This is a genomic window from Streptomyces sp. NPDC021562, assembly GCF_040640875.1.
In the GTDB taxonomy this organism is placed as follows: domain Bacteria; phylum Actinomycetota; class Actinomycetes; order Streptomycetales; family Streptomycetaceae; genus Streptomyces.
The window spans coordinates 150296-177286 of the sequence record NZ_JBFACN010000008.1 but is presented as its reverse complement, the minus strand read 5'-3'; the positions used below and the strand labels follow the sequence as shown (position 1 = coordinate 177286).

The 26991-nt window shown below is 72.0% G+C and carries 23 protein-coding genes; 16 read left to right on the top strand and 7 right to left on the bottom strand.

Annotation, left to right across the window (positions count from 1 at the left end):
* Nucleotides 1-24: 24 nt before the first annotated feature.
* Entirely contained in the window at nucleotides 25-1182 is a 1158-nt protein-coding gene (locus AB0G52_RS14865) for a D-alanine--D-alanine ligase family protein (protein ID WP_132889786.1), read from the top strand.
* A 100-nt stretch (nucleotides 1183-1282) separates the two neighbouring features.
* On the opposite strand, the gene AB0G52_RS14860 is transcribed toward AB0G52_RS14865, so the two are convergent.
* Entirely contained in the window at nucleotides 1283-1771 is a 489-nt protein-coding gene (locus AB0G52_RS14860; RefSeq protein ID WP_132889787.1) for a DUF3515 domain-containing protein, read from the bottom strand.
* Between the two features lie 20 nt (nucleotides 1772-1791).
* A complete protein-coding gene (locus tag AB0G52_RS14855; RefSeq protein ID WP_132889788.1) occupies nucleotides 1792-2025 on the bottom strand; it encodes an Lrp/AsnC ligand binding domain-containing protein in 234 nt (77 codons plus the stop codon).
* Between the two features lie 206 nt (nucleotides 2026-2231).
* Here AB0G52_RS14855 and AB0G52_RS14850 point away from each other — a divergent pair, with 206 nt between their 5' ends.
* Both AB0G52_RS14850 and thiD read left to right on the top strand, forming a co-directional pair.
* Nucleotides 2232-3197 carry a thiamine-phosphate kinase gene (locus AB0G52_RS14850; RefSeq protein WP_132889789.1) on the top strand — a complete coding sequence of 322 codons (966 nt, stop codon included), beginning with the start codon at nucleotides 2232-2234 and terminating at the stop codon, nucleotides 3195-3197.
* Nucleotides 3194-3997, top strand: coding sequence for a bifunctional hydroxymethylpyrimidine kinase/phosphomethylpyrimidine kinase (thiD, locus tag AB0G52_RS14845; RefSeq protein ID WP_132889790.1), 804 nt, complete (start codon nucleotides 3194-3196; stop codon nucleotides 3995-3997). Before AB0G52_RS14850 ends, thiD begins: the two co-directional genes overlap by 4 nt.
* A 372-nt stretch (nucleotides 3998-4369) precedes the next feature.
* On the opposite strand, the gene rpmB is transcribed toward thiD, so the two are convergent.
* Entirely contained in the window at nucleotides 4370-4555 is a 186-nt protein-coding gene (rpmB, locus tag AB0G52_RS14840; RefSeq protein ID WP_009190838.1) for a 50S ribosomal protein L28, read from the bottom strand.
* Nucleotides 4556-4813: 258 nt separating this feature from the next.
* Here rpmB and AB0G52_RS14835 point away from each other — a divergent pair, with 258 nt between their 5' ends.
* Entirely contained in the window at nucleotides 4814-6487 is a 1674-nt protein-coding gene (locus AB0G52_RS14835; RefSeq protein WP_361336681.1) for a DAK2 domain-containing protein, read from the top strand.
* Between the two features lie 13 nt (nucleotides 6488-6500).
* Here the strand turns inward: AB0G52_RS14835 and AB0G52_RS14830 are convergent, their stop codons facing one another.
* Together AB0G52_RS14830 and AB0G52_RS14825 are read right to left on the bottom strand one after the other, a co-directional pair.
* Nucleotides 6501-9410, bottom strand: a complete 2910-nt coding sequence (locus AB0G52_RS14830) for a tetratricopeptide repeat protein (protein WP_361336816.1) — start codon at nucleotides 9408-9410, stop codon at nucleotides 6501-6503.
* Nucleotides 9411-9418: 8 nt separating this feature from the next.
* A complete protein-coding gene (locus AB0G52_RS14825) occupies nucleotides 9419-11245 on the bottom strand; it encodes an HSP90 family protein (RefSeq protein WP_132889792.1) in 1827 nt (608 codons plus the stop codon).
* 169 nt (nucleotides 11246-11414) lie between these two features.
* Between AB0G52_RS14825 and recG the strand changes: the two genes are divergently transcribed.
* The 8 genes from recG to mutM all read left to right on the top strand — a co-directional run bounded on the left by recG (nucleotide 11415) and on the right by mutM (nucleotide 18794).
* On the top strand, nucleotides 11415-13637 hold the full coding sequence (recG, locus tag AB0G52_RS14820) for an ATP-dependent DNA helicase RecG (RefSeq protein WP_361336679.1): 2223 nt from the start codon (nucleotides 11415-11417) through the stop codon (nucleotides 13635-13637).
* 139 nt (nucleotides 13638-13776) lie between these two features.
* Complete coding sequence (rsmD, locus tag AB0G52_RS14815) at nucleotides 13777-14364, top strand: 16S rRNA (guanine(966)-N(2))-methyltransferase RsmD (protein WP_132889794.1); 588 nt, start codon at nucleotides 13777-13779, stop codon at nucleotides 14362-14364.
* Between the two features lie 26 nt (nucleotides 14365-14390).
* Nucleotides 14391-14870, top strand: a complete 480-nt coding sequence (gene coaD, locus AB0G52_RS14810; RefSeq protein WP_358975320.1) for a pantetheine-phosphate adenylyltransferase — start codon at nucleotides 14391-14393, stop codon at nucleotides 14868-14870.
* Nucleotides 14871-14927: 57 nt separating this feature from the next.
* Nucleotides 14928-16031: a cell division initiation protein gene (locus AB0G52_RS14805; RefSeq protein WP_132889796.1), complete on the top strand. Its 1104-nt coding sequence runs from the start codon at nucleotides 14928-14930 to the stop codon at nucleotides 16029-16031.
* A gap of 131 nt (nucleotides 16032-16162) precedes the next feature.
* Nucleotides 16163-16813, top strand: a complete 651-nt coding sequence (locus AB0G52_RS14800) for a YceD family protein (RefSeq protein WP_132889797.1) — start codon at nucleotides 16163-16165, stop codon at nucleotides 16811-16813.
* A gap of 2 nt (nucleotides 16814-16815) precedes the next feature.
* Nucleotides 16816-16989 carry a 50S ribosomal protein L32 gene (gene rpmF / locus AB0G52_RS14795; RefSeq protein WP_003951102.1) on the top strand — a complete coding sequence of 58 codons (174 nt, stop codon included), beginning with the start codon at nucleotides 16816-16818 and terminating at the stop codon, nucleotides 16987-16989.
* A gap of 8 nt (nucleotides 16990-16997) precedes the next feature.
* Nucleotides 16998-17849 (top strand): ribonuclease III, encoded by an 852-nt coding sequence (gene rnc / locus AB0G52_RS14790; protein WP_165939402.1) that lies wholly within the window; start codon nucleotides 16998-17000, stop codon nucleotides 17847-17849.
* Nucleotides 17850-17933: 84 nt separating this feature from the next.
* A complete protein-coding gene (mutM, locus tag AB0G52_RS14785) occupies nucleotides 17934-18794 on the top strand; it encodes a bifunctional DNA-formamidopyrimidine glycosylase/DNA-(apurinic or apyrimidinic site) lyase (protein WP_132889799.1) in 861 nt (286 codons plus the stop codon).
* On the opposite strand, the gene AB0G52_RS14780 is transcribed toward mutM, so the two are convergent.
* Both AB0G52_RS14780 and AB0G52_RS14775 read right to left on the bottom strand, forming a co-directional pair.
* The gene (locus tag AB0G52_RS14780) at nucleotides 18767-19168 is read right to left on the bottom strand and encodes a helix-turn-helix domain-containing protein (RefSeq protein ID WP_361336676.1); all 402 of its coding nucleotides are present in this window, start codon (nucleotides 19166-19168) and stop codon (nucleotides 18767-18769) included. The genes mutM and AB0G52_RS14780 overlap by 28 nt on opposite strands.
* A gap of 70 nt (nucleotides 19169-19238) precedes the next feature.
* Complete coding sequence (locus AB0G52_RS14775) at nucleotides 19239-20399, bottom strand: CAP domain-containing protein (protein WP_361336674.1); 1161 nt, start codon at nucleotides 20397-20399, stop codon at nucleotides 19239-19241.
* Nucleotides 20400-20588: 189 nt separating this feature from the next.
* On the opposite strand from AB0G52_RS14775, the gene AB0G52_RS14770 reads away from it, so the two are divergent.
* From AB0G52_RS14770 to AB0G52_RS14755, 4 genes are all read left to right on the top strand, one after another.
* Complete coding sequence (locus AB0G52_RS14770; protein ID WP_132889802.1) at nucleotides 20589-20870, top strand: acylphosphatase; 282 nt, start codon at nucleotides 20589-20591, stop codon at nucleotides 20868-20870.
* A gap of 381 nt (nucleotides 20871-21251) precedes the next feature.
* Nucleotides 21252-21455, top strand: a complete 204-nt coding sequence (locus tag AB0G52_RS14765) for a hypothetical protein (RefSeq protein WP_046733987.1) — start codon at nucleotides 21252-21254, stop codon at nucleotides 21453-21455.
* A gap of 240 nt (nucleotides 21456-21695) precedes the next feature.
* Entirely contained in the window at nucleotides 21696-25301 is a 3606-nt protein-coding gene (gene smc / locus AB0G52_RS14760) for a chromosome segregation protein SMC (protein ID WP_361336672.1), read from the top strand.
* Between the two features lie 230 nt (nucleotides 25302-25531).
* A complete protein-coding gene (locus AB0G52_RS14755) occupies nucleotides 25532-26950 on the top strand; it encodes a sugar porter family MFS transporter (RefSeq protein WP_361336670.1) in 1419 nt (472 codons plus the stop codon).
* Nucleotides 26951-26991 lie beyond the last annotated feature (41 nt).

The window sequence follows — 26991 nt, the reverse complement described above, 5'->3', positions numbered from 1 at the left end:
ACCACCGGGTACTCTCAACGCGATATGAGCACCGAGAACCTCCCCCAGAGCCCTGAGCAGCCCGCTCGCAAGCCGCGTGTGGCCGTCGTGTTCGGCGGTCGCAGCTCCGAGCACGGGATCTCCACGGTCACCGCAGGCGCCGTACTCGCCGCCATCGACCGGACGAAGTACGACGTCCTGCCGATCGGCATCACCCGGGAAGGCCGCTGGGTGCTCACGGCCGACGAACCGGAACGCATGGCGATCGCCGACCGCCGCACCCCGGAGGTCGGCGACCTCGCCGAGTCCACCGAGGGCGGCGTCGTGCTCCCGGTCGACCCGGCCAGCCGCGAGGTCGTCTACAGCGAGCCCGGCTCGGTGCCCAAGGCGCTCGGCGAGGTCGACGTGGTCTTCCCGGTGCTGCACGGCCCCTACGGCGAGGACGGCACCCTCCAGGGCCTCCTGGAGCTCTCCGGCGTCCCCTACGTCGGCTCGGGCGTGCTCGCCTCGGCCGTCGGCCAGGACAAGGAGTACATGAAGCGGGTGTTCACCTCCTTCGGGCTCAAGGTCGGCCCGTACCTGGTGATCCGCCCCCGCGAGTGGAAGCAGGACGAGTCCGCCGCCCGCAAGCGGATCGTCGACTTCGCCGGCGAGCACGGCTGGCCGCTGTTCGTGAAGCCCGCGCGCGCGGGTTCGTCGATCGGCATCACCAAGGTCGACGACCTGGCGGGCCTGGACGAGGCGATCGCTCAGGCCCAGTCCCACGACCCGAAGATCCTCGTCGAGGCGGCGCTGCGCGGCCGGGAGATCGAGGTCGGCGTCCTGGAGTTCGAGGACGGCCCGCGCGCCTCGGTCCCGGCCGAGATCCCGCCGGCCGCCGCGCACGCGTACTACGACTTCGAGGCCAAGTACCTCGACTCCACCCCCGGTGTCGTCCCGGCCCCGCTGACCGCGCGGGAGACGGCCGAGATCCAGGCGCTCGCGGTGGACGCCTTCGAGGCCGCGTCCTGCGAGGGCCTGGTCCGTGCCGACTTCTTCCTCACCGAGGACGGCGACTTCGTCATCAACGAGATCAACACGATGCCGGGCTTCACCCCGATCTCGATGTACCCGCAGATGTGGCAGGCGACGGGGGTCAGCTACCCCGACCTCGTCGACCGCCTGATCCAGGCGGCCCTGACCCGCTCGACAGGCCTCCGCTAGTAATCGCCCCGAGCCGGAGCGCCCCGAAAGGGGCGCGGGGAACTGCGCGACAAGCCACGCCGCACCCGCACTCGACGTCCCACGGCTCCCCCCACGGCGCCTAGTCGGCGATCCCCTCCGGCACCGCTTCCTTGATGGCCGGCGCCAGGCTCACCAACGGCGCCATGCCATCGCCGGTCCGCTTCGCCGGAATCGTCACCTCGACATACGCCTTCCGCAGCGTCGTGGTGAACCGGAACGACGCGTCGGCCTGCTGCTCCAGCAGCCACCCCACCCCGTTCACCTCCACCCCGTCCGCCTCCGGGTCGGCCATCTTCGCGGGCCGCGGCACACCGCACCGCAGTATGATCGCCGGGTCGCCGCCCCAGCCGGCGGTCAGCGGAGAGGCCGGTTCCGGATCACGCCGGCCCAGCTTGTCAACCTTCGTCGGCAGCACCCGGTCGAGGCGGTCGCAGAGCTTCACGACTGCCGCGCCCGGACGGGGAACCGCCGCCGACGGGGCGTCGTCTGCTGATGAGCAGCCCGCGGTCGCGATCACCGACGCGGCGAGCGCGGACAGACCGAATGGCCGGTGACGGAAGAAGTTCACCGGCCAAGGGTAGACGGGGGCTACAGATGGACCACCGGGCAGGTCAGGGTGCGGGTGATGCCGTCCACCTGCTGGACCTTCGCGACCACCATCCGACCGAGTTCGTCGACCGTCTCGGCCTGCGCGCGCACGATGACGTCGTACGGTCCTGTCACGTCCTCGGCCTGGATCACACCGGGGAGCTTGCTGATCGTCTCGGCGACGGTCGACGCTTTGCCGACCTCCGTCTGGATCAGGATGTACGCCTGTACCACGGAACCTCCAGGGCGGCCACGAGGATCATGTGGGGAAAAGGAACGCCACGGTATCGCGTCGCCGCTCACCGCGGGGAGACCTGCGCGGACAGCGGCTTGCGCGCCAGGGTGCAGGCACGGCAGAAGTTGACGGTCACCTCGACCGTATCCAGGACGACGGTGACGCGCGAGCGGGCACGGCACGGCACAGAAGGGGCGCCAGGGCAATGAAGGGCACTGTTGGTGAGCTCGGGGAGTTCGGGCTCATCAGGGAGCTCACCTCCCGTCTCACCACCACTCCGGCGGTCCGGGTCGGCCCCGGTGACGACGCCGCGGTGGTCGCCGCGCCCGACCGCCGGGTCGTGGCGAGCACCGACATCCTGCTGGAGGGCCGGCACTTCCGCCGCGACTGGTCCACGGCCTACGACGTGGGCCGCAAGGCCGCCGCCCAGAACCTCGCGGACATCGCCGCCATGGGCGCCGTGCCGACCGCGCTGCTGCTCGGCCTGGTCGTCCCCGCCGAACTGCCCGTGACCTGGCCCAGCGAGCTGATGGACGGCATCCGGGACGAGTGCCAGGTGGCCGGCGCCTCGGTGGTCGGCGGGGACGTCGTACGCGGGGACACGATCATGGTGTCCATCACCGCGCTCGGCGACCTGCGCAACCAGGAGCCGGTCACCCGGGGCGGCGCCCAGCCCGGCGACCTGGTGGCCGTCACGGGCTGGCTGGGCTGGTCCGCGGCCGGCTACGCGGTGCTCTCCCGCGGCTTCCGCTCGCCCCGCGCCTTCGTGGAGGCCCACCGCCGCCCCGAGCCGCCCTACCACGCGGGTCCGGCGGCCGCCGGCCTCGGCGCCACCGCCATGTGCGACGTGAGCGACGGGCTGATCGCCGACCTCGGGCACATCGCGGAGGCCAGCAAGGTCCGTATCGACATCCGGTCCGGCGCGATCGACGTCCCCACCCAGATGAACGACATCGGGCAGGCCGTCGGCGTCGACCCCATCCAGTGGGTGCTGACCGGCGGCGAGGACCACGCGATCGTGGCGACCTTCCCGCCGGACGTGAAACTGCCCGCCCGCTGGAAGGTGATCGGCGAGGTCCTCAACCCGTCCGCGCTGCCCCAGGTCACCGTCGACGGGGCGCCCTGGACCAGCAAGGGCGGCTGGGACCACTTCGGGGACATCGAGTCATGACCCTCCCGCGCGTCCTGACGGTCGCGGGCTCCGACTCCGGCGGCGGGGCCGGGATCCAGGCCGACCTGAAGACGATGCTGGCGCTCGGCGTCCACGGCATGAGCGTGGTCACCGCGGTCACCGCGCAGAACTCCGTCGGCGTCCAGGGTGCCTGGGAGCTGCCGGTGGCGGCGGTGCGCGCCCAGTACCGCGCCGTCGTGGACGACATCGGCGTGGACGCGGTGAAGACCGGCATGCTCGCCTCGGCGGAACTGGTCGAGGCGGTGTCCGAGTTGATCGCCGGGACCGGTGTGCCCACGGTCGTGGACCCGGTGGGCGTCTCCAAGCACGGTGACCCCCTGCTCGCCGCCTCCGCGCTGGACTCGGTCCGCACCAAGCTGCTCCCGGTCGCCACCGTGGCCACCCCGAACCTCGACGAGGTGGCGCAACTCACCGGTGTCCGCGTCGAGTCGGAGGCCGGTCTGCGACGGGCCGCGGCCGCCGTGCTGGCGTACGGACCGAAGTGGGTGCTGATCAAGGGCGGGCATCTGCCGGGCGACGCCGTCGACCTGCTCACGGACGGCACGGACGAACATCTGCTGCGCGCCCCCCGGCACGACAACCGGCACACGCACGGCACCGGCTGCACCCTCGCCGCCGCGATCGCCGCCCGGCTCGCGACGGGGCAGTCCGTGCCGGAGGCGGTGGCGGCGGCCAAGGAGTACGTCACCGGGGCGATCGCGGCCGGGTTCGCGCTCGGCGCCGGGATCGGGCCCGTGGACCACGGCTGGGCCCTCAGAAGGGGTACTCCCGCAGCTTGATGCCGGCGCGAAGAACGGGCCGGCGTTCCCGGAGATCTTCCGGCAGCCCTTGGCGAAGTCCCGGATCCGCGTCTTGAGGGCGGCCGGGACCTTCCAGCCCATCCCGGCGAACCGGTGCGGCGCGGTCCGGGTCGCCGTCGTAGTCGGCGATGACGGCCGCGCGGCCGGGCGTGCCCTTCTCGAAGGTGACATGATCCGCGCCAGGTCACCGCTGTCGAGGGGGCCCAGGATGCCGAAACGCAAGGGGACAGCTGGTCAGGACGCGGTCGGCCGGATCCGGGATGCGCGGGCACGGCAAAAAGCCGGCCCACCTTCCGGTGGACCGGCTCTGTGCAGCGAACCAGCGGTGGCCGCGCGCTCAGCGACAGTGCGTCAGCGCGAGACCTTGCCGGCCTTGATGCACGAGGTGCAGGCGTTCACGCGCTTCGGCGTCCCGCCGACCACGGTACGCACACGCTGGATGTTGGGGTTCCAGCGACGGGACGTACGGCGGTGCGAAAACGAGATGTTGTTGCCGAAGCCCGGCCCCTTGCCGCAGACGTCGCAGTTGGCAGCCACGGGTCACTCCAAAGACTTCAGATGCACTTACGGTTGAATCCCGGCGTGCCGGGATCGAGATCGATGGATCTGAGATCTTGATTGGCGTTGCCAGGGGAATGGCCCGATCGGATCGGGCAACCGGAGCAGCATACAACGGCTGCGACGGTTAGACGAAACTAGCATGGCAGCTCAGGGGCTCGCTCCGGGCCCTCTTCCGGCGGCCGGCCCCGCGGGGTCTACGCTGCGTCCACGTCCGGCCGGCTCAAGGAGGCGCAGGTGGCGCAGGTGCCGCAGACATTCTTCGATGCTCTGGCGGTACGCGCCTGGTGCGGTCACGCGCTCGGGGCGCTCGGCCGGGCGCGCGAGGAGATCGACGCGATCAACGTCTACCCGGTGGCCGACGGCGACACCGGCACCAACCTGTACCTGACGGTCGAGTCGGCCACCGGCGCGGTGGAGGCCGTCTTCGCCGGCTACGAGCTGGGCGAGGAGGTCCCGACCCTGGCGGACGCCGCCCACGCGATGGCCCACGGGGCCCTCATAGGCGCGCGCGGCAACTCCGGCACGATCCTGGCGCAGCTGCTGCGCGGCATGGCCCAGGTGCTCACCGAGGGTGACGCGACTCACATCGACGGCGAGGGGCTCCGGCTCGCCCTGCGGCACGCCGCCGACTCCGCCCGGCAGGCCGTCGCCCATCCCGTGGAGGGCACGGTGCTGTCGGTCGCGGCCGCCGCCGCGGCCGCCGCCGACGGGGCCGGGGGCGACTGCGGGACGGTCGCGCGGGCCGCCTACGAGGGCGCGTGCAAGGCGCTCGCGGCGACCCCGGGACAACTGGCCGTCCTGGAGCGTGCCGGGGTGGTGGACGCCGGCGGGCGGGGCCTGGTCGCGGTCCTGGGGGCGCTGGTGGAGGCGTTCACGGGGGAGACCCCGGCACCTTTCGACGGGCGGGCGCCCGGGACGGGTCAGGTCCACGCGCGCGTCGACCCCGTCTCCGACGTGAGGGCCGGCACCTGCGCCGAGGCCGCCGCCGGACCCGCCTTCGAGGTCGTCTACCTGCTGGAGGCCGAGGAGGCCGCCGTGGACCGGCTGCGGACCCGGCTCGACGCCCTCGGCGACTCCCTGGTGGTGGTCGGCGGCGACGGCCTGTGGCACGTCCATGTGCACGTCGACGACGCCGGTGCCGCCGTGGAGGCGGGCGTCGAGGCGGGACGGCCGCACCGGATCAGGATCACCCACTTCGCCGCCGGGGACGCGCACGCCGGCGGGGAGCGGACGCCGCGCGAGCGGGTGCAGCGGGCCGTGGTCGCCGTCGTACCGGGGGAGGGGCTGGCCGCGCTGTACGGCGAGGCCGGTGCCACCGTCGTCCTCGCGCGGCCCGGGGAGCCGCCCGCCAGCGGGGAGCTGGTGGACGCCGTTCGGCGGGCCCACGCGCGTGAGGTCGTGCTGCTGCCCAACGACAGCGACCTGCGGCACACCGCCGCCGCGGCGGCCGAGCAGGCCCGCGCGGAGGGCATCCGGGTCGCCCTCATCCCGACCCGCTCGGCGGTCCAGGGCCTCGCCGCGCTCGCGGTGCACCAGCCGGACCGCCGCTTCGACGAGGACGTCGTCCAGATGACCTCGGCCGCCGGCGCCACCAGGTACGCCGAGGTCGTGGTCGCCGAGCGCCAGTCCTGGACGATGGCCGGCATCTGCCAGGCCGGGGACGTGCTGGGGCTCGTCGACGGCGACGTGGCGGTGATCGGCTCGGACGTCACGGCCACCGCCGAGACCGTCCTGGACCGCATGCTCCAGGCCGGCGGCGAACTGGTCACCCTCGTCCTCGGCGACCAGGCGCCCGAGGGCGTCGCCGACCGCCTGCGGGCGCGCGTGCGCGAGGCGTACCTCGCGGTCGACACGGTGGTCTACGACGGCGGCCGGCAGGGGGCCCCGCTCCTCATCGGCGTCGAGTGAGCCCCGGCCCCCCTCACTGCTCCGTGGGCTCCAGCAGCTGCCGGGCCTCCGCCTGCCGGGCCCGGACCGTCTCGTCGGCCGGGTCGGCGCCCTCGTAGGCGGCCAGCACCGCACGCGCGCGTGCCGCCGCGTCCGCCGGCCGGCCAAGGTCCGCCTCCAGCCAGCCCGCGGCGAGTTCCGCACCGGTACGGCTGTGCAGCGCGTCCGCGCCGAGCCCGCCGAACACCGATATGGCCGCCGCCATCTCCGCGAGCGCCGCCTCGAACGCCTCCTGGATCGCCGCGTCCTCGGCGTCCTCGGGCGCGGAACGGGCCAGCAGGTCGCCGAACTGCCGGTGTGTCTGGCCCAGTTCACCCGCCAGCCGGTCCGCCGCGGCAGGGTCGTCGGCGGATTCCAGCGCCTGCCGGCACTCCCGCACCGCGTCCGCCATCAGCTGCCGCGCGCCCGCCGGGCCCGCCTCCGTGCGCAACGCCAGCCAGGCGCGGGCGCGCAGCGAGCGGACCAGGAAGTGCACGTTGCCCATCGCCCGCCACAGCTCGCCCGCACGCCGGTAGGCCTGGTCGGCCTCGGCCGGCAGGCCCGCGTGGCCGAGCGACTCGGCGGCCAGGTGGGCGAGCGTGGCGTGGTCGTGCTGCTCGGGCCAGTGCCGGGCGATCTCGGCCGCCTGGAGCCGCCGTTCGGCGGCCTCGCGGTGCTCGCCCAGCTCGCTCAGGCAGTCCCCGAGCCACCACTGCGTCTGGACCACCGCGCCGTCCCCGTGCGTCTCGGCCCGCAGGTCCGCCAGTGCCGACTCCAGCACCTCGGCGGCCTCCGCGAACCGCCCCTGCCGCAGCAGGAAGCCGCCCAGCTGGTGCCGGGCCCAGGCACCCAGCGTGCCGCTCTCCCCGGCCTCGTCGGCCCAGTGCGCGGCCTGCAGGGCGTGGTCGGCGGCCTCCTCCGCCGCACCCCGCCCGCCGACCACCTCGGCGAGCTGGAGGTGCAGCTGCGCCCGCCCGACCGGCTCCACGTAGGGCCCGCCGTGCTCCAGGGCCGAGCGCAGCGCCCGCTCCGCCTCGGCCGGGTCGCCCTGCTCATGGGCGAGCGCGGCCACCCGCACCTCGTACTCGACCGCGAACCACGGCAGCCCGGCGCCCGCGAACTGCGCCGACGCCTGCCGGAACAGCTCGGCCGCCCGCTCCCCGTCCCCGGCGTGCTCGGCGAGTTCGGCGAGCATCGCCCGCCCCTCGGCCGCCCGGGACACCAGCCGTACGTCGGCGCCGCCGCGTCCGCCGACCAGCGCCAGCAGCTCCCGTACCGCCCGCTCGGCCGCCGCGGAGCCCGTCGACCGCTCGTGCACCTGCCGCATCAGGATCCGCGCCCGGCTCATCAGCACCGACGCCGTCTGCCGTACCCCCGTCGCGTCCTGCGCGTACAGCGCGAGGATCCGGTCGTACGGCTCGTCGATCCCGGCCAGCGCCTCGTCCAGCTCCCCGGACAGGGCCCGTACGTACGCGGCACGCGCGCGTGCCGCGATCGCCTCGCCCTCGTCGCCCGCCTCCGCGTACAGCTCGGCCGCCCGCTCGAACAGGGCGACGCCCTCCGGGCCGCGCCCCATCGCCGTGTGGTCGGTGATCTCGGCGCGGACGTACGTGTCCACCTCGGTCTCCTCGGCGGCCCGCGCGACCGCCGCCCACGCCTCCAGGGCGTGCGGCTGGAGCGTGTCCGACAGCCGGCGTGCCTCGGCCAGCAGCGCCGGCAGCCCCGGCGGGGTCACCGGGGCCGCCGGGGCCACCGGGACGGCCGGTGCCACCGCCCCGGCGGGCGCCGTGCGGACCGCCCGCACCCCCAGCGGCAGCCGGTCCGCCAACGGCCGCTGCGCCATCCGCTCACGCAACCGGTCGCCCACGGAGGAGGTGCCGTTGCGGGCGTCGAACCGCGCGGCCAGCTCCAGCGCCTCCCCGCGCGCGTGCGCGGCGAGTTCCCCGGCGGTCCAGGCGCGCCCGGCGGGCCCCGGCACCCGCTGCCCCTCGAGGCCCAGCTCGGTCAGCCGGTCCATCAGCAGCGCCACCACCGCCAGGAAGTCCATCCGGCTGCGCGGCTGACCGGTGTCCGTGAAGTAGGCGGGACGTTCCGCCAGCAGCTCCAGACCGCGCGCCTCGTTGCCGGTCAGCGCGCAGAACTCCACATGGTCGGCGTAGGCGCCCCGCATGCTCTCCATGGGGCGCACCAGCCGGAACCCGCGCAGGTGGTGGGCGCGGGCCTCGTCGAACCTGCCCAGCCGCAGCAGCGGGAGCAGCGAGGAGGCGAGCACGGTGTGCGGCTCGTGGGCGCAGCTGTACTCGCCCTCCAGGACCGGGCGCCACAGCTCCATGGCCTCCTCGTCCCGGCCGCTGCGCAGCTGCCAGGCGCCCTGCCCGTGCAGCTCGCAGGCATGGCAGTCGGCCATCCGGTCCCGGTCCGCCGCCAGCCAGGCGGCGTACGCCCGCTCGGCGCGCGGGAGGTCACCGATGTGTCCGGCGACGCTGAACTCCGCACTGCGCACCGCCCGTTCCGAGTGCCCGGCGATCCGGTAGCGGTGCTCCATCTCGCCCAGCCACTTCTCGATCGAGGCGAGCGGGACGTGCGGCTGGTCGAGCATGCCGGCCGTCATCCACTTGAAGACCCAGTGCAGCGAATGCGTCTCGTACTCGTCGAAGTCCCCGGGCCGCTCGTCCCACATCCGCAGCAGCCGCGCGAACGGGACGAACATCTTGTCCTTCTCGGAGCTGTAGTTGTAGACCTTCAGCTGGTGCCCGAGCGCCTCGATCACGGCGAGCGGGATGTTCAGCCTCTCCGCCTCCGCCAGCAGCTGCTCCGCGCGCGCGTTGCGGGCGGGCCCCTCCGGCTCCTCGGAGTTCTCCGCCATCGCCCGGCGCAGCGAGTCGAAGTCGGTGATCCCGGCGATGTCGCCCATCAGCGGTCGCCCTCCCCGTGAGTGGCCCATTCCAGGAGGCCGATGAACGAGCGGTTGATCAACGCCGAGTCGGCCGGCCGCAGCGGACGCTGGGCCATCAGCAGCGCCTGGCCGTAGAGCGACTCGGTCGCGGTGCCGATCAGCTCCGGGTCCTTCAGCGAACTGATCCGCCGGATCAGCGGGTTGAGGTGGTTCAGCACCAGACGGGCGCGGGGCGCGCTGCCGCGCAGCGAACCCAGGATGCCCGCCCACAGGTCGTCGGCCTGCTCCTCGGCGTCGGCGCGGGCCTGCTCGTGGCGGGCGGCGCGGTCGTCGAGGTGCAGGGCGGGCACCGACAGCGGGTGGAAGGCGCGCAGCACGATGTCGCACTGCATCGGGTCGAGCTTGGCCCGCGCCACCGCCAGGAACCCGGCGAGCGCCAGTTCCTCCGCCGGTTCCACCGCGTCCAGGTGCGCCGTCACGGTGTCCGCGTCCAGCTCGGCGACCACGGTCCCGGGACGCACCGAGGGAAGCGCCTCCACCAGCTCGCTGTCGTACGTGTAACCGCCGTTGACCACCCCCACGCCCTGCGCGGAGGCGATCGGCGCGACCTGCCGGTACTCCTCGACCGTCCGCGTGAAGTGCACCACCGGGTGCCGCTGCGCGAACTCCTCCAGGGACAGCTGCCCGTCGGTGGTCTCGAAGGGCAGCCACGGCAGCATCGTGCGCAGCATCTCCGGGTCGTGCCGGGCCAGCGACTTCACACCCAGGTGGTGGACGGACAGGAAGGCGGACAGCCGCCCCGGATCGCCGGCCGCGAGACCGGTCAGCCAGGACCGGATCCGCTCGCCGAGCGCCTCCCGCACGGCGGCCAGCGTCTCGTCCTCGTACAGCGACTCGCGCGAGGCGGTGGGCCGCAGACTGTCCGTGTCCAGGACGCAGCGCACGAAGAACGCCCAGTCCGGCAGCAGCTGTTCGGCCCGCTCGGTGAGCAGCATGCCCTTCAGGTGCACCCGGTGCGTGGCCCGCTGGGCGGGGCTCACCGCCGACGGCAGCACGTAGGCCACGCCCCGGATCCCGGCCAGCGGCACGTCCAGCGCGATCGAGTCCAGCGGAGTGAACCCGAACAGCTCGTGGCAGTGCCGGGCCAGCGCCACCCGGCGGGTCGCGGGGGAGGGGTACGGCCGGTCCCAGGGCGCGGGCAGGTCGGTGACCGCCTCCTCGCCCACCCGGACGTCGTAGGGCAGCAGCGAGCCGAAGTCCCGCGCCAGCTGGAGCACCCGCCGCTCGGCCAGCCACTCCGCCGCGCCCGCCCGCGCCACCAGGTGCACGGTGGTGCCGGGCTCCGGCCGTGCCTCGGGCGGCAGCGTCCGCACGGTGTACGACCCGTCCTCGCGCGCCGTCCACTCCACGGGCGGCGCGTCCGGTGTACGGGCACTGCGGCTGACCACCCGGATCCGCTCGGCGACCACGAAACAGGCGAGCAGGCCGATGCCGAACTGGCCCAGGAAGTCGGAGCGGGCCTCCTGCAGCCCGTCGCTCCGCTTGGAGCTGCGCCCGATGGTCGCCAGCAGGCTGTGCACGTCCGACTCGGTGAGCCCGACGCCGCTGTCCTCCACCCGAAGGGCACTGCCGTCGGCGTACAGCCGCACCCGTGCCGGGGCGTCGGGCTGCTCGGCCCGTCTGGCGGTGATCGCGTCCACCGCGTTCTGCAGCAGCTCGCGCAGGTAGACCTTGGGGCTGGAGTACAGGTGATGGGAGAGCAGGTCCACCAGACCACGCAGGTCGACCTGGAACGTATGAGGTGACTGTGATGCCTGGGATGACTGTGAGGTCTGGGAATCCATCGTCGCTGCGCCGGAGGGGGGAAGACGCGGTCGGCGCGGGGTCGGGCGGTCCCTGATGGGGCGGTGACCGCGGAAGGATGGCCGGAGCGCGCCATCCTATGTCTCGAAACGACCGGCTGACCAGGAGTTTCCCGAACCGTATCCGGCGTTGTCAGTGGCGTGGTGTGCAATGGATCTCGTGCCCGCACTGGAAGAACCCCTGAAACAACCGCTGAAGTCAGTGCTCGGCCCCGCCACCGCGAAGGTGATGGCCGAGCACCTCGGCCTGCACACCGTCGGCGACCTGCTGCACCACTACCCCCGCAGATACGAGGAGCGCGGCCAGCTCACCCACCTCGCCGACCTGCCCATGGACGAGCACGTGACGGTGGTCGCCATGGTCGCCGACGCCCGGCTGCACTCGTTCGCCTCCGCCAAGGCGCCCCGCGGCAAGGGCCAGCGCCTGGAGGTCACGATCACCGACGGCAGCGGCCGGCTCCAACTGGTCTTCTTCGGCAACGGCGTGCACAAACCCCACAAGGAACTCCTGCCGGGCACCCGCGCGATGTTCGCCGGCAAGGTCTCGGTCTTCAACCGTCGGCTCCAACTGGCCCACCCGGCCTACGAGCTGCTGCGCGGCGACGACCCGGACGAGTCCGTGGAGACCTGGGCGGGCGCCCTGATCCCGCTCTACCCCGCCACCGCCAAACTGGAGTCCTGGAAGATCGGCAAGGCGGTCCAGACGGTCCTGCCCAGCGCCCAGGAGGCCCTGGACCCGCTGCCGCCGTCCCTTCGCGAGGGCCGCGGTCTGGTCCCCCTTCCCGAGGCCCTGCTCAAGATCCACCGTCCGGGCACCAAGGCGGACGTCGCCCAGGCCCGCGACCGCCTCAAATGGGACGAGGCCTTCGTCCTCCAGGTGGCCCTGGCCCGCCGCCGCCACACCGACGCCCAGCTCCCGGCGGTGGCCCGCAGGCCGTCCCCCGACGGCCTCCTCACGGCCTTCGACGACCGCCTCCCCTTCACGCTCACGGACGGCCAGCGGAAGGTCTCCCGGGAGATCTTCGACGACCTGGCCACGGAGCACCCGATGCACCGGCTGCTGCAGGGCGAGGTGGGCTCGGGCAAGACCCTGGTGGCGCTCCGCGCGATGCTCGCGGTCGTCGACGCGGGCGGCCAGGCCGCCATGCTCGCGCCCACCGAGGTCCTGGCCCAGCAGCACCACCGCTCGGTCACCGAGATGATGGGCGAGCTGGCCGAGGGCGGCATGCTGGGCGGCGCGGACCACGCCACCAAGGTCGTCCTCCTCACCGGCTCGATGGGCACGGCGGCCCGCCGGCAGGCGATGCTGGACCTCGTCACGGGCGAGGCGGGCATCGTGATCGGCACGCACGCGCTGATCGAGGACAAGGTCCAGTTCCACGACCTCGGCCTGGTCGTGGTCGACGAACAGCACCGCTTCGGCGTCGAGCAGCGCGACGCCCTGCGCGGCAAGGGCAAGCAGCCGCCCCACCTGCTCGTCATGACCGCGACCCCCATTCCCCGCACGGTCGCGATGACGGTCTTCGGCGACCTGGAGACCTCGGTCCTCGACCAACTCCCGGCCGGCCGCTCCCCGATCGCCTCCCACGTGGTCCCCGCCGCCGACAAGCCCCACTTCCTGGCCCGCGCCTGGGAACGGGTCAGGGAGGAGGTCGGCAACGGCCACCAGGCGTACGTCGTCTGCCCCCGCATCGGCGACGACATCGACGAGGCCGCCCCCGGGAAGGCGAAGAAGTCCGCCGAGGACGAGGCGGAGAAACGCCCGCCGCTGGCCGTCCTGGAGGTGGCCGACCAGCTGGCCAAGGGCCCGCTGCACGGCCTGAGGGTGGAGGTCCTGCACGGCCGCATGCACCCCGACGACAAGGACGCCGTGATGCGCCGCTTCGCGGCGGGCGAGACCGACGTCCTGGTCGCCACCACGGTCATCGAGGTCGGCGTGAACGTCCCCAACGCCACCGCCATGGTGATCATGGACGCCGACCGCTTCGGCGTCTCCCAGCTCCACCAGCTGCGCGGCCGCGTCGGCCGCGGCTCCGCCCCCGGCCTCTGCCTCCTGGTCACGGAGATGCCCGAGGCGAGCCCGGCCCGCCAGCGCCTCACGGCGGTCGCCGCCACCCTGGACGGCTTCGAGCTGTCGCGGATCGACCTGGAACAGCGCAGGGAGGGCGACGTCCTGGGCCAGGCCCAGTCGGGCGCCCGCTCCAGCCTCCGCGTCCTGGCGGTCATCGAGGACGAGGAGATCATCGCGCAGGCACGGGAGGAGGCGACGGCCCTGGTGGCCCGAGACCCGGAGCTGACCGGCCTGCCCGGTCTACGAACGGCCTTGGACGCCCTCTTGGACGAGGAGAGAGAGCAGTACCTGGAAAAGGGCTGATGGACAACGCCCCTGAAAGGGGCGCGGGGAACTGCGCGACCAGCCCCCACGCACCCGCAGCCGCTGTCGCACACCAGGCACCCACCCCCATGGGCCTGCCAGACTGATCCGTAAAGCCGCCCTCGAAGAAGGACCCCCCATGACCCGCGTGATCGCCGGCCAGGCAGGCGGACGGCGCCTCTCCGTGCCGCCCGGCACCGGCACCCGCCCCACCTCCGACCGCGCACGCGAGGGCCTCTTCTCCACCTGGCAGTCCCTGCTCGGCGGTCCCCTGGACGGGGAACGCGTCCTCGACCTCTACGCGGGTTCGGGCGCCGTAGGACTGGAGGCGCTCTCCCGGGGCGCCGGCCACGCCCTCCTCGTGGAGGCCGACGCGAGAGCCGCCCGGGTGGTACGAGAAAACGTAAAGAATCTGGGCCTGCCCGGCGCCGAGGTCAGGGCGGGCAAAGCGGAGCAGATCATCCAGCACCCGGCTCCCGCGCAGCCGTACGACATCGTCTTCCTCGACCCCCCGTACGCCGTCACCGACGACGATCTTCGGGAGATTCTCCTCACACTCCACTCGGAGGGCTGGCTCGCGCCCGACGCCCTCGTCACCGTGGAGCGCAGCACCAGAGGCGGCACATTCGGCTGGCCGGACGGCTTCGAGGCCCTGAGGTCCCGTCGCTACGGCGAGGGAACGTTTTGGTACGGTCGCGCCGCCTCTACGTGCGAAGACGCACGATGACCGGACCGGAGAGCGAGGGATCACTAGTGCGCCGCGCCGTCTGTCCCGGGTCGTTCGACCCGATCACCAACGGACACCTCGACATCATTGCCCGTGCGTCCCGCCTCTACGACGAGGTCTACGTCGCGGTGATGATCAACAAGTCCAAGAAGGGCCTGTTCGGGGTCGACGAGCGGATCGACCTGATCCGCACGGTCACCGCCGACTACGGGAACGTCCGGGTCGAGGCCTTCCACGGCCTCCTCGTCGACTTCTGCAAGCAGCGCGAGATCCCCGCCATCGTCAAGGGCCTGCGCGCGGTCAGCGACTTCGACTACGAACTCCAGATGGCCCAGATGAACAACGGCCTGTCGGGCGTCGAGACCCTCTTCGTGCCCACCAACCCCACCTACAGCTTCCTGTCCTCCTCGCTGGTCAAGGAGGTCGCCCAGTGGGGCGGCGACGTCTCGCACCTGGTCCCGCCGGCCGTTCTCGAAGCCCTCAACAAGCGTCTCGACAGGGACTGATGGGGCTACAGTCGTCCCGTCCGTCTCCAACCCAGCTGTAGAGAGTGGCGAGCACAGGTGGACGTGCAGAAGAAGCTCGACGAGATCGTGGCCTCGGTCTCGGGTGCCCGGTCCATGCCCATGTCGGCGTCGTGCGTGGTCAACCGCGCCGAACTGCTCGCGATGCTGGAAGAGCTGCGCCAGGCGCTGCCCGGCTCCCTCGCGCAGGCCCAGGAGCTGATCGGCGACCGTGACCAGATGGTCGAGCAGGCCCGGATCGAGGCCGAGCGGATCATCGAGACCGCGCACGCCGAGCGCGGTTCGCTGATCGCCGACACCGAGGTGGCCCGCCGCTCCCAGGCCGAGGCCGACCGGATCCTCGCCGAGGCCCGCCAGGAGGCCGAGGAGGTCCGCGCCGAGGCCGACGACTACGTCGACTCCAAGCTCGCCAACTTCGAGGTCGTCCTGACCAAGACCCTCGGCTCGGTCGGCCGCGGCCGGGAGAAGCTGCTCGGCACCGGACCCGGCCTCGACGAGCAGGGCTACGAGGACGAGGACGCCCCCGAGCGCAGTCACGACCCCGAGACCCTGCGCCGGGACGCCGACGCCTACGTCGACAGCAAGCTGGGCGCCTTCGAGGCGGTCCTCGCCAAGACGCTGGAGGCGGTCGGCAAGGGCCGCGCCAAGCTGCACGGCCGGATCGCCACCGACGCCCTGGGCGCCCTGGCCGACGACAACACGACCTTCCAGCACTCCAGCGACGCGGACTACCTCGCCGACCTGGCGGCCCTCGCCGACCAGGACGCGCAGACGGCGAAGGCGGCCCAGGCCGAGCAGTCCGGCGCCGCCCCGCAGCAGCCGTCGTACGACCAGCAGCCGGTGGCGCAGGACCCGTACGGCTACCCGCAGCAGCAGCCCGCCTACGCCCAGCAGGACGCGTACGGCTACCAGCAGGACCCCTACGGCTACCAGCAGGCCGACCCCTACGCCGCCGCCTACCAGGGCTACGACACCGGCCAGCAGCCCGTCTACGATCCCCAGCAGCAGCAGCAGCAGCAGCAGCAGCCGGCCGACCAGCACCAGGCGCACCAGGCGTACGCCCTCGACGAGACCAGCCTCTTCGACACCGGCATGATCACGCCGGACCAGCTGCGGGCCTACGAGCAGGGGCGGGGCCTGTAGGAGACGGCCGGATTGGGCCGACAGCGAAAGGTCCAGTATCCTGGCTCTTCGGTCGCGTCTACGTCCGCGATCAACGCTGCCCGGAGTCTTCTCCGGACGGCCTCCCCGGAACTCGAAGATCGAAAGCAGGAATGGCTCCTCACGCGCGCCTCGACCACCGCAACCCGTTCGTGTTCGACACACACGAGCTGGGTCGGCGTCCCGGTGCGCTGCAGCGCCTGACCCGCACGGTCGACGCTCCCGAGGACTTCGGGATCAAGGGGGTCATCGGAGTGCCGCAGGGCGCCCCGGTGGAACTCGAACTCCGGCTCGAGTCGGTCATGGAAGGTGTGCTCGTCACAGGCACCGCCCGTGCACAGGCCGAGGGGGAGTGCGTAAGGTGTCTGGAGCCGGTCGAGCAGGAGCTCGAAGCGGACTTCCAGGAACTGTTCTCGTACCCTGACGCCGACGACCGGGGCCGTGTGATCGCGGAACCGGGCGACGACGCCGAGGACGACGAGGACAGGTTCTTCATCGAGGACGGCCTGTTCGACCTCGAACCCGTGCTGCGTGATGCGGTGGTGCTCGCACTGCCGATGCAGCCGGTGTGCCAGGACGACTGCCTGGGCCTGTGCTCCGAGTGCGGAGCCCGGCTCACGGACGACCCGGACCACCACCATGACGCCGTCGACATCCGTTGGGCGGCTTTGCAGGGACTCGCCGGTTCCATGAAGGACGGCGAGAAGGACGAGATGAGCGGCGCTGACGCGGAAGCGGGCGTCGACGAGAAGCAGGAGAAGTAGCCGTGGCTGTTCCGAAGCGGAAGATGTCGCGCAGCAACACGCGCCACCGCCGGTCGCAGTGGAAGGCTGCGGTCCCCACCCTGGTTGCGTGCGAGCGCTGCCACGAGCCCAAGCAGCAGCACATCGCGTGCCCGTCGTGCGGCACCTACAACAAGCGCCAGGTCCTCGAAGTCTGAGCGGCCAGGTGAGAGGCACTGTGTCCAGTCCCAAGAAGGGCGAAGAGCCCAAGGCGGACCCGTCCGCCAAGAAGAAAGCGGACAGCACGGCCTCGTCCCACACGCTTCTGGAAGGGCGGCTCGGCTACAAGCTCGAGTCCGCCCTTCTGGTGCGTGCACTGACCCACCGTTCCTACGCGTACGAGAACGGCGGCCTGCCGACGAACGAGCGGCTGGAGTTCCTCGGTGACTCCGTCCTCGGTCTCGTCGTCACGGACACGCTGTACAACACCCACCCCGACCTGCCCGAGGGCCAGCTGGCCAAGCTCCGGGCCGCGGTGGTGAACTCGCGTGCGCTCGCGGAGGTGGGCCGCGGTCTCGACCTGGGCTCCTTCATCCGGCTCGGCCGCGGTGAAGAGGGCACGGGCGGCCGGGACAAGGCGTCCATCCTCGCCGACACCCTGGAAGCGGTGATCGGCGCGGTCTATCTCGACCAGGGCCTCGACTCGGCGTCCGAGCTGGTGCACCGGCTCTTCGACCCGCTGATCGAGAAGTCCTCGAACCTCGGAGCCGGCCTGGACTGGAAGACCAGTCTCCAGGAGCTCACCGCGACGGAGGGCCTCGGCGTGCCCGAGTACCTGGTCACGGAGACCGGCCCCGACCACGAGAAGACCTTCACTGCTGCCGCCCGCGTCGGAGGCGTCTCGTACGGCACCGGCACCGGCCGCAGCAAGAAGGAGGCGGAGCAGCAGGCCGCCGAGTCCGCCTGGCGCGCGATCCGCGCCGCGGCGGACGAGCGCGCCAAGGCCGCGGCGGCCGAGCAGGCCGCCAGGGCCGAGGCCGAGGAGGACGACGGTCCGTCGTCCGCCGCCTCCGCCTGACGAACAGCACAGTCCGAGCGCCCGCCCCGGCACCAGAGGGGGCGGGCGCTCGGAGTCTTCCACGGTCCTGCAACGGGAGCCCCGATGCCCGAACTGCCCGAGGTCGAGGTCGTACGGCGCGGCCTGGAACGGTGGGTCGCCCACCGGGTCGTAGCCGAGGCCGAGGTCCTGCACCCGCGTGCCGTACGACGGCACCTCGCTGGTGCCGACGACTTCACGCACCGGCTGAAGGGGCACCGCGTCGGCACCCCGAGCCGGCGCGGCAAGTACCTGTGGCTGCCCCTGGAGGACACGAACCAGTCGGTCCTCGCGCACCTCGGCATGAGCGGTCAGCTGCTGGTGCAGCAGCACGAGGCACCGGACGAGAAACACCTCAGGATCCGCGTCAGATTCGCCGACGGCCTCGGTACCGAACTCCGCTTCGTCGACCAACGCACCTTCGGCGGCCTGTCGTTGCACGACAACACCCTCGACGGGCTGCCCGACGTCATCGCGCACATCGCCCGCGACCCCCTCGACCCGCTGTTCGACGACGAGGCCTTCCACCAGGCGCTGCGCCGGAAGCGGTCCACCATCAAACGGGCCCTGCTGGACCAGTCGTTGATCAGCGGAGTCGGCAACATCTACGCGGACGAGGCGCTTTGGCGCGCCCGTCTGCACTACGAACGCCCGACCGCCGGCTTCACCCGCCCCCGCACCGCCGAACTCCTCGGCCACGTCCGGGACGTGATGAACGCGGCCCTCGCGGTCGGCGGCACCAGCTTCGACAGCCTCTACGTCAACGTGAACGGTGAGTCGGGGTACTTCGACCGTTCGCTGGACGCCTACGGCAGGGAGGGGCTGCCCTGCCGGCGGTGCGGCACGCCGATGCGCAGGCGGCCCTGGATGAACCGGTCCAGCTACTTCTGCCCGACGTGTCAGCGGGCGCCGCGCGTCTCGTCGTAGCGCTCGCGGGCGGCCAGCACCTCGTCCATCCGGCTCTCCACGAAGTGCACGACGGAGAGCAGGCGTTCGGCGACCTCGCGGCCGAGCGGGGTGAGTTCGTAGTCGACGCGCGGCGGGTTGGTCGGCTGGGCCTCGCGGTGCACCAGGCCGTCGCGCTCCAGGGCCTGGAGCGTCTGGGAGAGCATCTTCTCGCTGACGCCGTCGACCCGGCGGCGCAGTTCGTTGAACCGGAACGATCCCTCGTGCAGCGCGCTGAGCGTGAGCGCACCCCAGCGGCCCATGGCGTGTTCGAGGGTGGTGCGCGAGGGGCAGGCCCGAGCGAAGACGTCGTACGGAGCGGGCGTCTCCTCGGCGCGGTCCTGGGTGATGGTCATGGACCAAGGGTACGGGAGCACAGCGCTAACCGGCAGGGTGCGCTAACCAGGGGTTAGCGCACCCTGCCGGTCAGTACCCGAAGTCCTGCGTCCACCACGGGCCGCCCGCACCGAAGTGCACGCCGACCCCGAGGGTCTTGAAGTCGCAGTTCAGGATGTTGGCCCGGTGGCCCTCGCTGTTCATCCAGGCGTCCATGACGTCCTGGGCGGTGGCCTGGCCGCGGGCTATGTTCTCGCCGCCGAGGTTGGATATGCCGGCCGCCGCCGCCCGGTCCCACGGCGTCTTGCCGTCCGGGTCGGTGTGGTCGAAGAAGTTCCGGGCGGCCATGTCCGCGCTGAAGGACTCGGCCAGGCCGGTCAGCGACGAGTTCGCGGACAGGGGGCTGCAGCCGACCTTGGTCCGCTCCTCGTTCACCAGCTTCAGCACCTCGGCCTCGGCGGCGGCCGCCTCGGAGACGGTGATCGGCGCGGCGGTCCTCACCGGCGTCTTGCTCGCCGTCCTGGACGGGGTGGCCGCCGGCTTCCTCGTGGACGGCGTGGCGCTGGGCGTCGGTGTGCCGGTCGCCGTCCTCGTCGGGGTGGGCGACGCGGCGGCGGACTTCGAGGGGGACGGCGACGCCGACGCCGAGGCCGACGAGGACGCGGGCGAGGACGTGGTCGGCGTGGTGGAGCGCTGGGTGCCCCGGCCGGTCGAGGAGCCGGTGCCGCGGCTCTCCGCGCTGCCGGAGGTGCCGCCCTGCTCGGTGGCCGTGTTGCTGGGCGCGCCGTCCGCCTGCACCCGGTCGCCGCCCGTGGTGCTGCTGGTGCCGCCGAGCTTGTAGTTCTCCAGGCCGGGCACCACACCGGTGGCGACCGCGACGGTGCCGATGGCGACGGCGGCCGAGACCCCGAGCAGACCGGTGGCCACCGGCCGCCCGCCCCGCTTCCTGCGCCGGTGCCCGCTGCCCGAGGGGGAGCCCCCGGCCGGTGCGAACTCCTCCACGGAGAAGACGGCGGTGTCCGTGACGCGGGCGTAGTCGTCGTCCGTCGCGTACAGGTAGTTCGCGCTGCGCTGGTTCGCCTGGGCGTAGTCGTCCTGGTGCAGGTAGGCCGCGGTGCCGGTGCCGAAGCGCAGCCCCGCGTACGAGTCCTGCGGGTCGCGGCCGTCCGGGTACGGGCCGTTGTTCTCCGTGATCCCCGTGGCGCGGCCCGTGGCGGCGCGGCCGGCGGCGGAGCGTCGGTGGCGTCCCATGTCCTTGCCTTCTTCCCTCGTCCTCGCGGTCGGGGTCGACCAGGGGCCGATGTGGCCAAAGACTCCTTCTGGTCAACCAGACTCACTCGATCGAGTGAGTTTCATATGAGATTCATTGGAGGGGGACGGTACCCCATGGCGCTGAGGGAGGAAGTGTCCCGAGCGACATCGGCCGGTTAGGTTGCACCCATGAGCGAGGATGTACGACTGGTCGCCTGGGTCCGTGGACGCGTGCAGGGCGTGGGATTCCGCTGGTTCACGCGCGCCAAGGCGCTGGAGATCGGCGGGCTGAGTGGTTTTGCTCTCAATTTGGGCGACGGCCGCGTGCAGGTGGTCGCCGAGGGTCCCCGGGCGGGGTGCGAAGGTCTGCTCGGCTGGCTCCGGGGCGATGACACGCCCGGGAGGGTCGACGGTGTCACCGAGATCTGGGACACACCCCGCGGCGGCTACGACGGCTTCGCCATCCGCTGACCGCTCGCACCGAAGCGCCGCAGCCGGCAGCGGGGCGCACGGTCACCGGCAGGTGCCCCGGGCAGGAATGACCTGGTGGTTGCCAAGAACCGCGCGCCGTGGGAGGCTCCGCTCAGACAACTGATCGCCACGCCCTGAGGGCCCCGCAGGAGTCGCAGCGCCGCCCGTCAGGGCCGCGTGCCCCCGGGTTCGCCCCCCAATACAGGGCGTGATCGTGTTGACCGTCAAACTTTTTGGTGAGACGCTGAAAGCCCCGCGCACCTTAGCTGTTTGGCATGGCGCAACAGTCGAGTAACACTCGTATGTGTCAAGCACCGCGGGTGCGATCCCTCACGACCCACACCGCTTCGGTCGGTCACTCAGTGTGGAGGACCATCCATCATGGCAAAGGCGCTTCTCGGTTACGTCGGCGGCTCCGACCCGCGACTCCTCGCCGAGATGCGACGGCTCCAGCAGCGTGTCCAGGACCTCGAATCCGAACTCGGCCGGATCCAGGCCGAGAACGACGCGCTGACGGCTGCCGCTTCTCACGACAGGATCATGGAGAGCATCGACGCAAACCAGGCGGAGCCTGCGCTCACCTGATCGCTGTATCGCTCCACAACAGCACACACGGCGATCGGGCAGCCCTTTCAACCGCTCTCATTGTCAAGATTTGCAAGGGACGCCCCCGGCGTCCCTTCTTTCTTGCCGCCCCAGTCTTCCAGCCCCGCGCATCCTTTCACCGTCTTTAACGTCTGGTGTGCCCTGCATGTTCATGCGTGAAACCGCGGGGTTGCGAGGCTTCGTGGAGTGGGGTAGCGGCGGCGGGTAGAGTCCAGCGGCGTGCACCTCAAGGCCCTGACCCTGCGCGGGTTCAAGTCGTTCGCCTCTGCGACCACGCTCCGGTTCGAGCCGGGGATCACGTGCGTCGTCGGTCCGAACGGCTCGGGCAAGTCCAACGTCGTCGACGCGCTCACCTGGGTGATGGGCGAGCACAGCGCCAAGTCCCTGCGCGGCGGCAAGATGGAGGACGTCATCTTCGCCGGCACCACCGGGCGCCCGCCGCTGGGCCGCGCCGAGGTGTCCCTGACCATCGACAACTCCGACGGTGCCCTGCCCATCGAGTACGCCGAGGTCACCATCACGCGGATCATGTTCCGCAACGGCGGCAGCGAATACCAGATCAACGGCGACACCTGCCGTCTCCTCGACATCCAGGAACTCCTCTCGGACTCCGGCATCGGCCGCGAGATGCACGTCATCGTCGGCCAGGGCCAGCTCGACTCCGTCCTGCACGCCGACCCGATGGGCCGCCGGGCCTTCATCGAGGAGGCGGCCGGCGTCCTCAAGCACCGCAAGCGCAAGGAGAAGGCGCTGCGGAAGTTGGACGCGATGGGCGCCAACCTCGCCCGCGTCCAGGACCTGACCGACGAGCTCCGCCGCCAGCTCAAGCCGTTGGGCCGGCAGGCGGCGGTGGCCCGACGGGCCGCCGTCATCCAGGCCGACCTCCGGGACGCCCGGCTCCGCCTGCTCGCCGACGACCTCGTCCGGCTCCGCAACGCCCTCCAGGCCGAGATCGCCGACGAGGCCGCCCTCAAGGAACGCAAGGAGACGGCCGAGCAGGAGCTGAGGAAGGCCCTCCAGCGCGAGGCACTCCTGGAGGACGAGGTGCGCCGGCTCAGCCCGCGCCTCCAGCGGGCCCAGCAGACCTGGTACGAACTCTCCCAGCTCGCCGAACGCGTCCGCGGCACGATCTCGCTGGCCGACGCGCGGGTGAAGAGCGCCACCTCCGCACCCCCCGAGGAACGGCGCGGCCGCGACCCCGAGGACCTGGAGCGCGAGGCCCACCGCGTCCGGGAACAGGAGGCCGAACTGGAGGCCGCTCTGGAAGCGGCCCAGCACGCCCTGGACGACACGGTCGCGCACCGGGCCGAGCTGGAGCGCGAGCTGGCCGTCGAGGAACGGCGGCTCAAGGACGTCGCCCGCGCCATCGCCGACCGCCGGGAGAACCTGGCCCGGCTGAACGGCCAGGCGGGTGCGGCCCGGTCCCGCGCCGCGGCGGCCCAGGCCGAGATCGACCGCCTGGCCGCCGCCCGCGACGAGGCCCAGGACCGGGCGGTCACCGCACAGGAGGAGTACGAGGCACTCAAGGCCGAGGTCGACGGCCTCGACGCCGGCGACCACGAACTGGCAGAGCGGCACGAGACCGCGAAACACCGGCTCGCCGAGGCCGAGGCGGCCCTGACGGCGGCCCGCGAGGCGGCCACCGCGGCGGAACGGTGGCGCGCCGCGACCCAGGCCCGCCACGAGGCACTGGCACTGGGCCTGCGGCGCAAGGACGGCACCGGCATACTGCTGGACGCACGGGACCGGCTCACGGGCCTCCTGGGCCCGGCGGCGGAGCTGCTCACGGTGACCCCGGGCCACGAGGTCGCCCTGGCGGCGGCCTTCGGCGCCGCCGCGGACGCCGTCGCCGTGACGACCCCGGCCGCGGCGGCCGACGCGATCCGCCTGCTGCGCAAGCAGGACGGGGGACGGGCGGCCCTGCTGCTGGCGGGAGATTCCGTGCCCCAAAGGGGCGCGGGGAACTGCGCGACCAGCCCCCAGGCACCCGCACCCGACGTACGACCTCTCCCTGAACCCCCAACCGGCGCCTTGGCCGCCACCCTCGTCCGCGGCCCCGCCGACCTCATGCCCGCCGTACGGCGGCTGCTCAGGAACATCGTCGTCGTCGACACCCTCGAAGACGCCGAGGACCTCGTCCACCGCCGCCCCGATCTCACCGCCGTCACCGCCGAGGGCGACCTCCTCGGCACCCACTTCGCGCACGGCGGCTCCGCGGGCGCCCCCAGCCTCCTCGAAGTACAGGCCTCCGTCGACGAGGCCGCGGCCGAACTGGAAGAGCTCGCCGTCCGCTGCGCCGCGCTCTCCGAGGCACAGCAGGCCGCGCACGACCGCCGCAGGGAGTGCGCCGCGCTCGTCGAGGACCTGGCCGAGCGGCGCCGCGCCGCCGACCGCGAGAAGTCGGCCGTCGCCCAGCAGCTCGGAAGGCTCGCCGGACAGGCACGCGGCGCGGCAGGCGAGGCCGAGCGGTCCACGGCCGCCGCCGCCCGCGCCCAGGAGGCCCTCGACAAGGCCCTCGAAGAGGCCGAGGTACTGGCCGAGCGGCTGGCCGTCGCCGAGGAGACGCCGGTGGCGGAAGAGCCGGACACCTCGGCGCGGGACCGGCTCGCCGCCGACGGCGCCAACGCCCGGCAGACCGAGATGGAGGCCCGTCTCCAGGTCCGTACCCACGAGGAACGGGTCAAGGGCCTGGCGGGACGCGCCGACTCCCTCGACCGTGCGGCCCGCGCGGAACGCGAGGCCCGCGCGCGTGCCGAACAGCGCCGGGCCCGGCTGCGCCACGAGGCCGCGGTCGCGGAGGCCGTCGCCACCGGCGCCCGCCAGCTGCTCGCGCACGTCGAGGTCTCGGTCGCCCGCGCGGAGCGCGAGCGGGCCGCCGCCGAGGCCGCGAAGGCGCAGCGGGAGCAGGACCTGGCCGCCGCGCGCGGCACCGGCCGCGATCTCAAGGCGGAACTCGACAAACTCACGGATTCAGTTCACCGGGGCGAGGTACTAGGAGCAGAGAAGCGGCTGCGTATCGAGCAGCTGGAGACCAGGGCGCTGGAGGAACTCGGTGTGGAACCGGCGGGGCTCGTCGCGGAGTACGGTCCGCACCAGCTCGTGCCGCCCTCGCCCCCCGCCGAGGGCGAGGTGCTGCCGGAGGACCCCGAGCACCCGCGCAACCAGCCGAAGCCCTTCCACCGGGCGGAACAGGAGCGCCGGCTCAAGGCGGCCGAACGCGCCTACCAGCAGCTCGGCAAGGTGAACCCGCTCGCGCTGGAGGAGTTCGCCGCGCTCGAGGAACGGCACAAGTTCCTCAGCGAGCAGCTGGAGGACCTGAAGAAGACCCGCGCCGACCTGCTGCAGGTCGTGAAGGAGGTCGACGAGCGGGTCGAGCAGGTCTTCACGGAGGCGTTCCGGGACACGGCCAGGGAGTTCGAGGGCGTCTTCAGCCGTCTCTTCCCGGGCGGCGAGGGACGGCTCGTGCTGACCGACCCCGACAACATGCTCACCACGGGCGTGGACGTCGAGGCCCGCCCGCCGGGCAAGAAGGTCAAGCGGCTGTCCCTGCTGTCGGGCGGTGAGCGCTCGCTGACCGCCGTGGGGATGCTGGTGTCGATCTTCAAGGCGCGCCCCAGCCCGTTCTACGTCATGGACGAGGTCGAGGCGGCCCTGGACGACACCAACCTCCAGCGGCTGATCCGCATCATGCAGGAGCTCCAGGAGTCCTCCCAGCTGATCGTGATCACGCACCAGAAGCGCACCATGGAGGTGGCCGACGCGCTGTACGGCGTCTCCATGCAGGGCGACGGTGTGTCGAAGGTCATCAGCCAGCGGCTGCGCTGACCTGCGTCGGCCGGGGCCCCTTCACTTTCCCTTCAAGAACTGAACGTATTCCCTGAATCTGCCTCCGACAACGTCACACCGACCGCCCTATTGACTTCGATACTTGAAGGCATAGTCTCTGCAACGTTACTTTTACCTTCAGGTGTGAGCGGCGTGGACCTGTGCGCCACTTGACCTGAGAGGGCTCGCCCCCACCCCGGCAGCGTTGCCGGTGGCCCGAGGAGTTTCTTGTGACCAGCACTGCGCAGGCACCCCAGTCAGGAGCCGGTACGGCTCACCCCGATCATCTCGGGCATGTCATCTTCATCGCGGCGGCGGCCGCGATGGGCGGGTTCCTCTTCGGCTACGACAGTTCCGTCATCAACGGCGCCGTCGAGGCGATCCGGAGCCGTTACGACATCGGGTCCGCGGCCCTCGCCCAGGTGATCGCCATCGCCCTGATCGGTTGTGCGATCGGTGCCGCGACCGCCGGCCGGATAGCCGACCGCATCGGCCGCATCCGGTGCATGCAGATCGCGGCCGTGCTGTTCACGATCAGCGCCGTCGGTTCGGCGCTGCCGTTCGCCCTGTGGGACCTCGCCTTCTGGCGGATCGTCGGCGGTTTCGCCATCGGCATGGCCTCCGTCATCGGCCCCGCCTACATCGCCGAGGTCGCCCCGCCCGCCTACCGCGGCCGGCTCGGCTCCTTCCAGCAGGCCGCGATCGTCGTCGGCATCGCCATCTCGCAGCTGGTCAACTGGGGTCTGCTCAACGCCGCCGGCGGCGACCAGCGCGGCAAGCTGATGGGTCTCGAGGCCTGGCAGGTCATGCTCGGCGTCATGGTGATCCCGGCCGTGCTCTACGGCCTGCTCTCCTTCGCGATCCCCGAGTCCCCGCGCTTCCTGCTCTCCGTCGGCAAGCGGGAGCGCGCCCGCGCGATCCTCGAGGAGGTCGAGGGCAAGAACGCGGACCTGGACGCCCGTGTCGCCGAGATCGAGCACGCGATGAAGAGCGAGCACAAGTCCACGTTCAAGGACCTGCTCGGCGGCTCGTTCTTCTTCAAGCCGATCGTCTGGATCGGCATCGGCCTCTCGGTCTTCCAGCAGTTCGTCGGCATCAACGTCGCGTTCTACTACTCCTCCACCCTGTGGCAGTCGGTGGGCGTCGACCCGACGGACTCGTTCTTCTACTCCTTCACGACGTCGATCATCAACATCATCGGCACCGTGATCGCGATGATCTTCGTGGACCGCATCGGCCGCAAGCCGCTGGCGCTCATCGGCTCCGTCGGCATGGTGATCGGCCTCGGCCTGGAGGCCTGGGCGTTCTCCCACCACCTGGTCGACGGCAAGCTCCCGGCCACGCAGGGCTGGATCGCCCTGATCGCCGCGCACGTCTTCGTCCTCTTCTTCGCCCTGTCCTGGGGTGTGGTGGTCTGGGTCTTCCTCGGTGAGATGTTCCCGAACCGGATCCGCGCCGCCGCGCTGGGCGTGGCCGCCTCCGCGCAGTGGATCGCCAACTGGGCCATCACCGCGAGCTTCCCGTCGCTGGCCGACTGGAACCTCTCCGCGACCTACGTGATCTACACGGTCTTCGCGGCCCTCTCCATCCCGTTCGTCCTCAAGTTCGTCAAGGAGACGAAGGGCAAGTCCCTGGAGGAGATGGGCTGACCGCCCCCCGACTCGGGGAGAAGGGCCAAGTCCCCGCTGCC

Coding starts and splice junctions, on each gene's coding strand:
- rsmD (WP_132889794.1), top strand. CDS start 13,777: ATGACCCGCGTGATCGCCGGCCAGGCAGGCGGACGGCGCCTCTCCGTG.
- AB0G52_RS14850 (WP_132889789.1), top strand. CDS start 2,232: ATGAAGGGCACTGTTGGTGAGCTCGGGGAGTTCGGGCTCATCAGGGAG.
- AB0G52_RS14770 (WP_132889802.1), top strand. CDS start 20,589: ATGAGCGAGGATGTACGACTGGTCGCCTGGGTCCGTGGACGCGTGCAG.
- AB0G52_RS14780 (WP_361336676.1), bottom strand. CDS start 19,168: ATGACCATCACCCAGGACCGCGCCGAGGAGACGCCCGCTCCGTACGAC.
- AB0G52_RS14865 (WP_132889786.1), top strand. CDS start 25: ATGAGCACCGAGAACCTCCCCCAGAGCCCTGAGCAGCCCGCTCGCAAG.
- AB0G52_RS14765 (WP_046733987.1), top strand. CDS start 21,252: ATGGCAAAGGCGCTTCTCGGTTACGTCGGCGGCTCCGACCCGCGACTC.
- mutM (WP_132889799.1), top strand. CDS start 17,934: ATGCCCGAACTGCCCGAGGTCGAGGTCGTACGGCGCGGCCTGGAACGG.
- recG (WP_361336679.1), top strand. CDS start 11,415: ATGGATCTCGTGCCCGCACTGGAAGAACCCCTGAAACAACCGCTGAAG.
- thiD (WP_132889790.1), top strand. CDS start 3,194: ATGACCCTCCCGCGCGTCCTGACGGTCGCGGGCTCCGACTCCGGCGGC.
- AB0G52_RS14825 (WP_132889792.1), bottom strand. CDS start 11,245: ATGGATTCCCAGACCTCACAGTCATCCCAGGCATCACAGTCACCTCAT.
- AB0G52_RS14775 (WP_361336674.1), bottom strand. CDS start 20,399: ATGGGACGCCACCGACGCTCCGCCGCCGGCCGCGCCGCCACGGGCCGC.
- AB0G52_RS14800 (WP_132889797.1), top strand. CDS start 16,163: ATGGCTCCTCACGCGCGCCTCGACCACCGCAACCCGTTCGTGTTCGAC.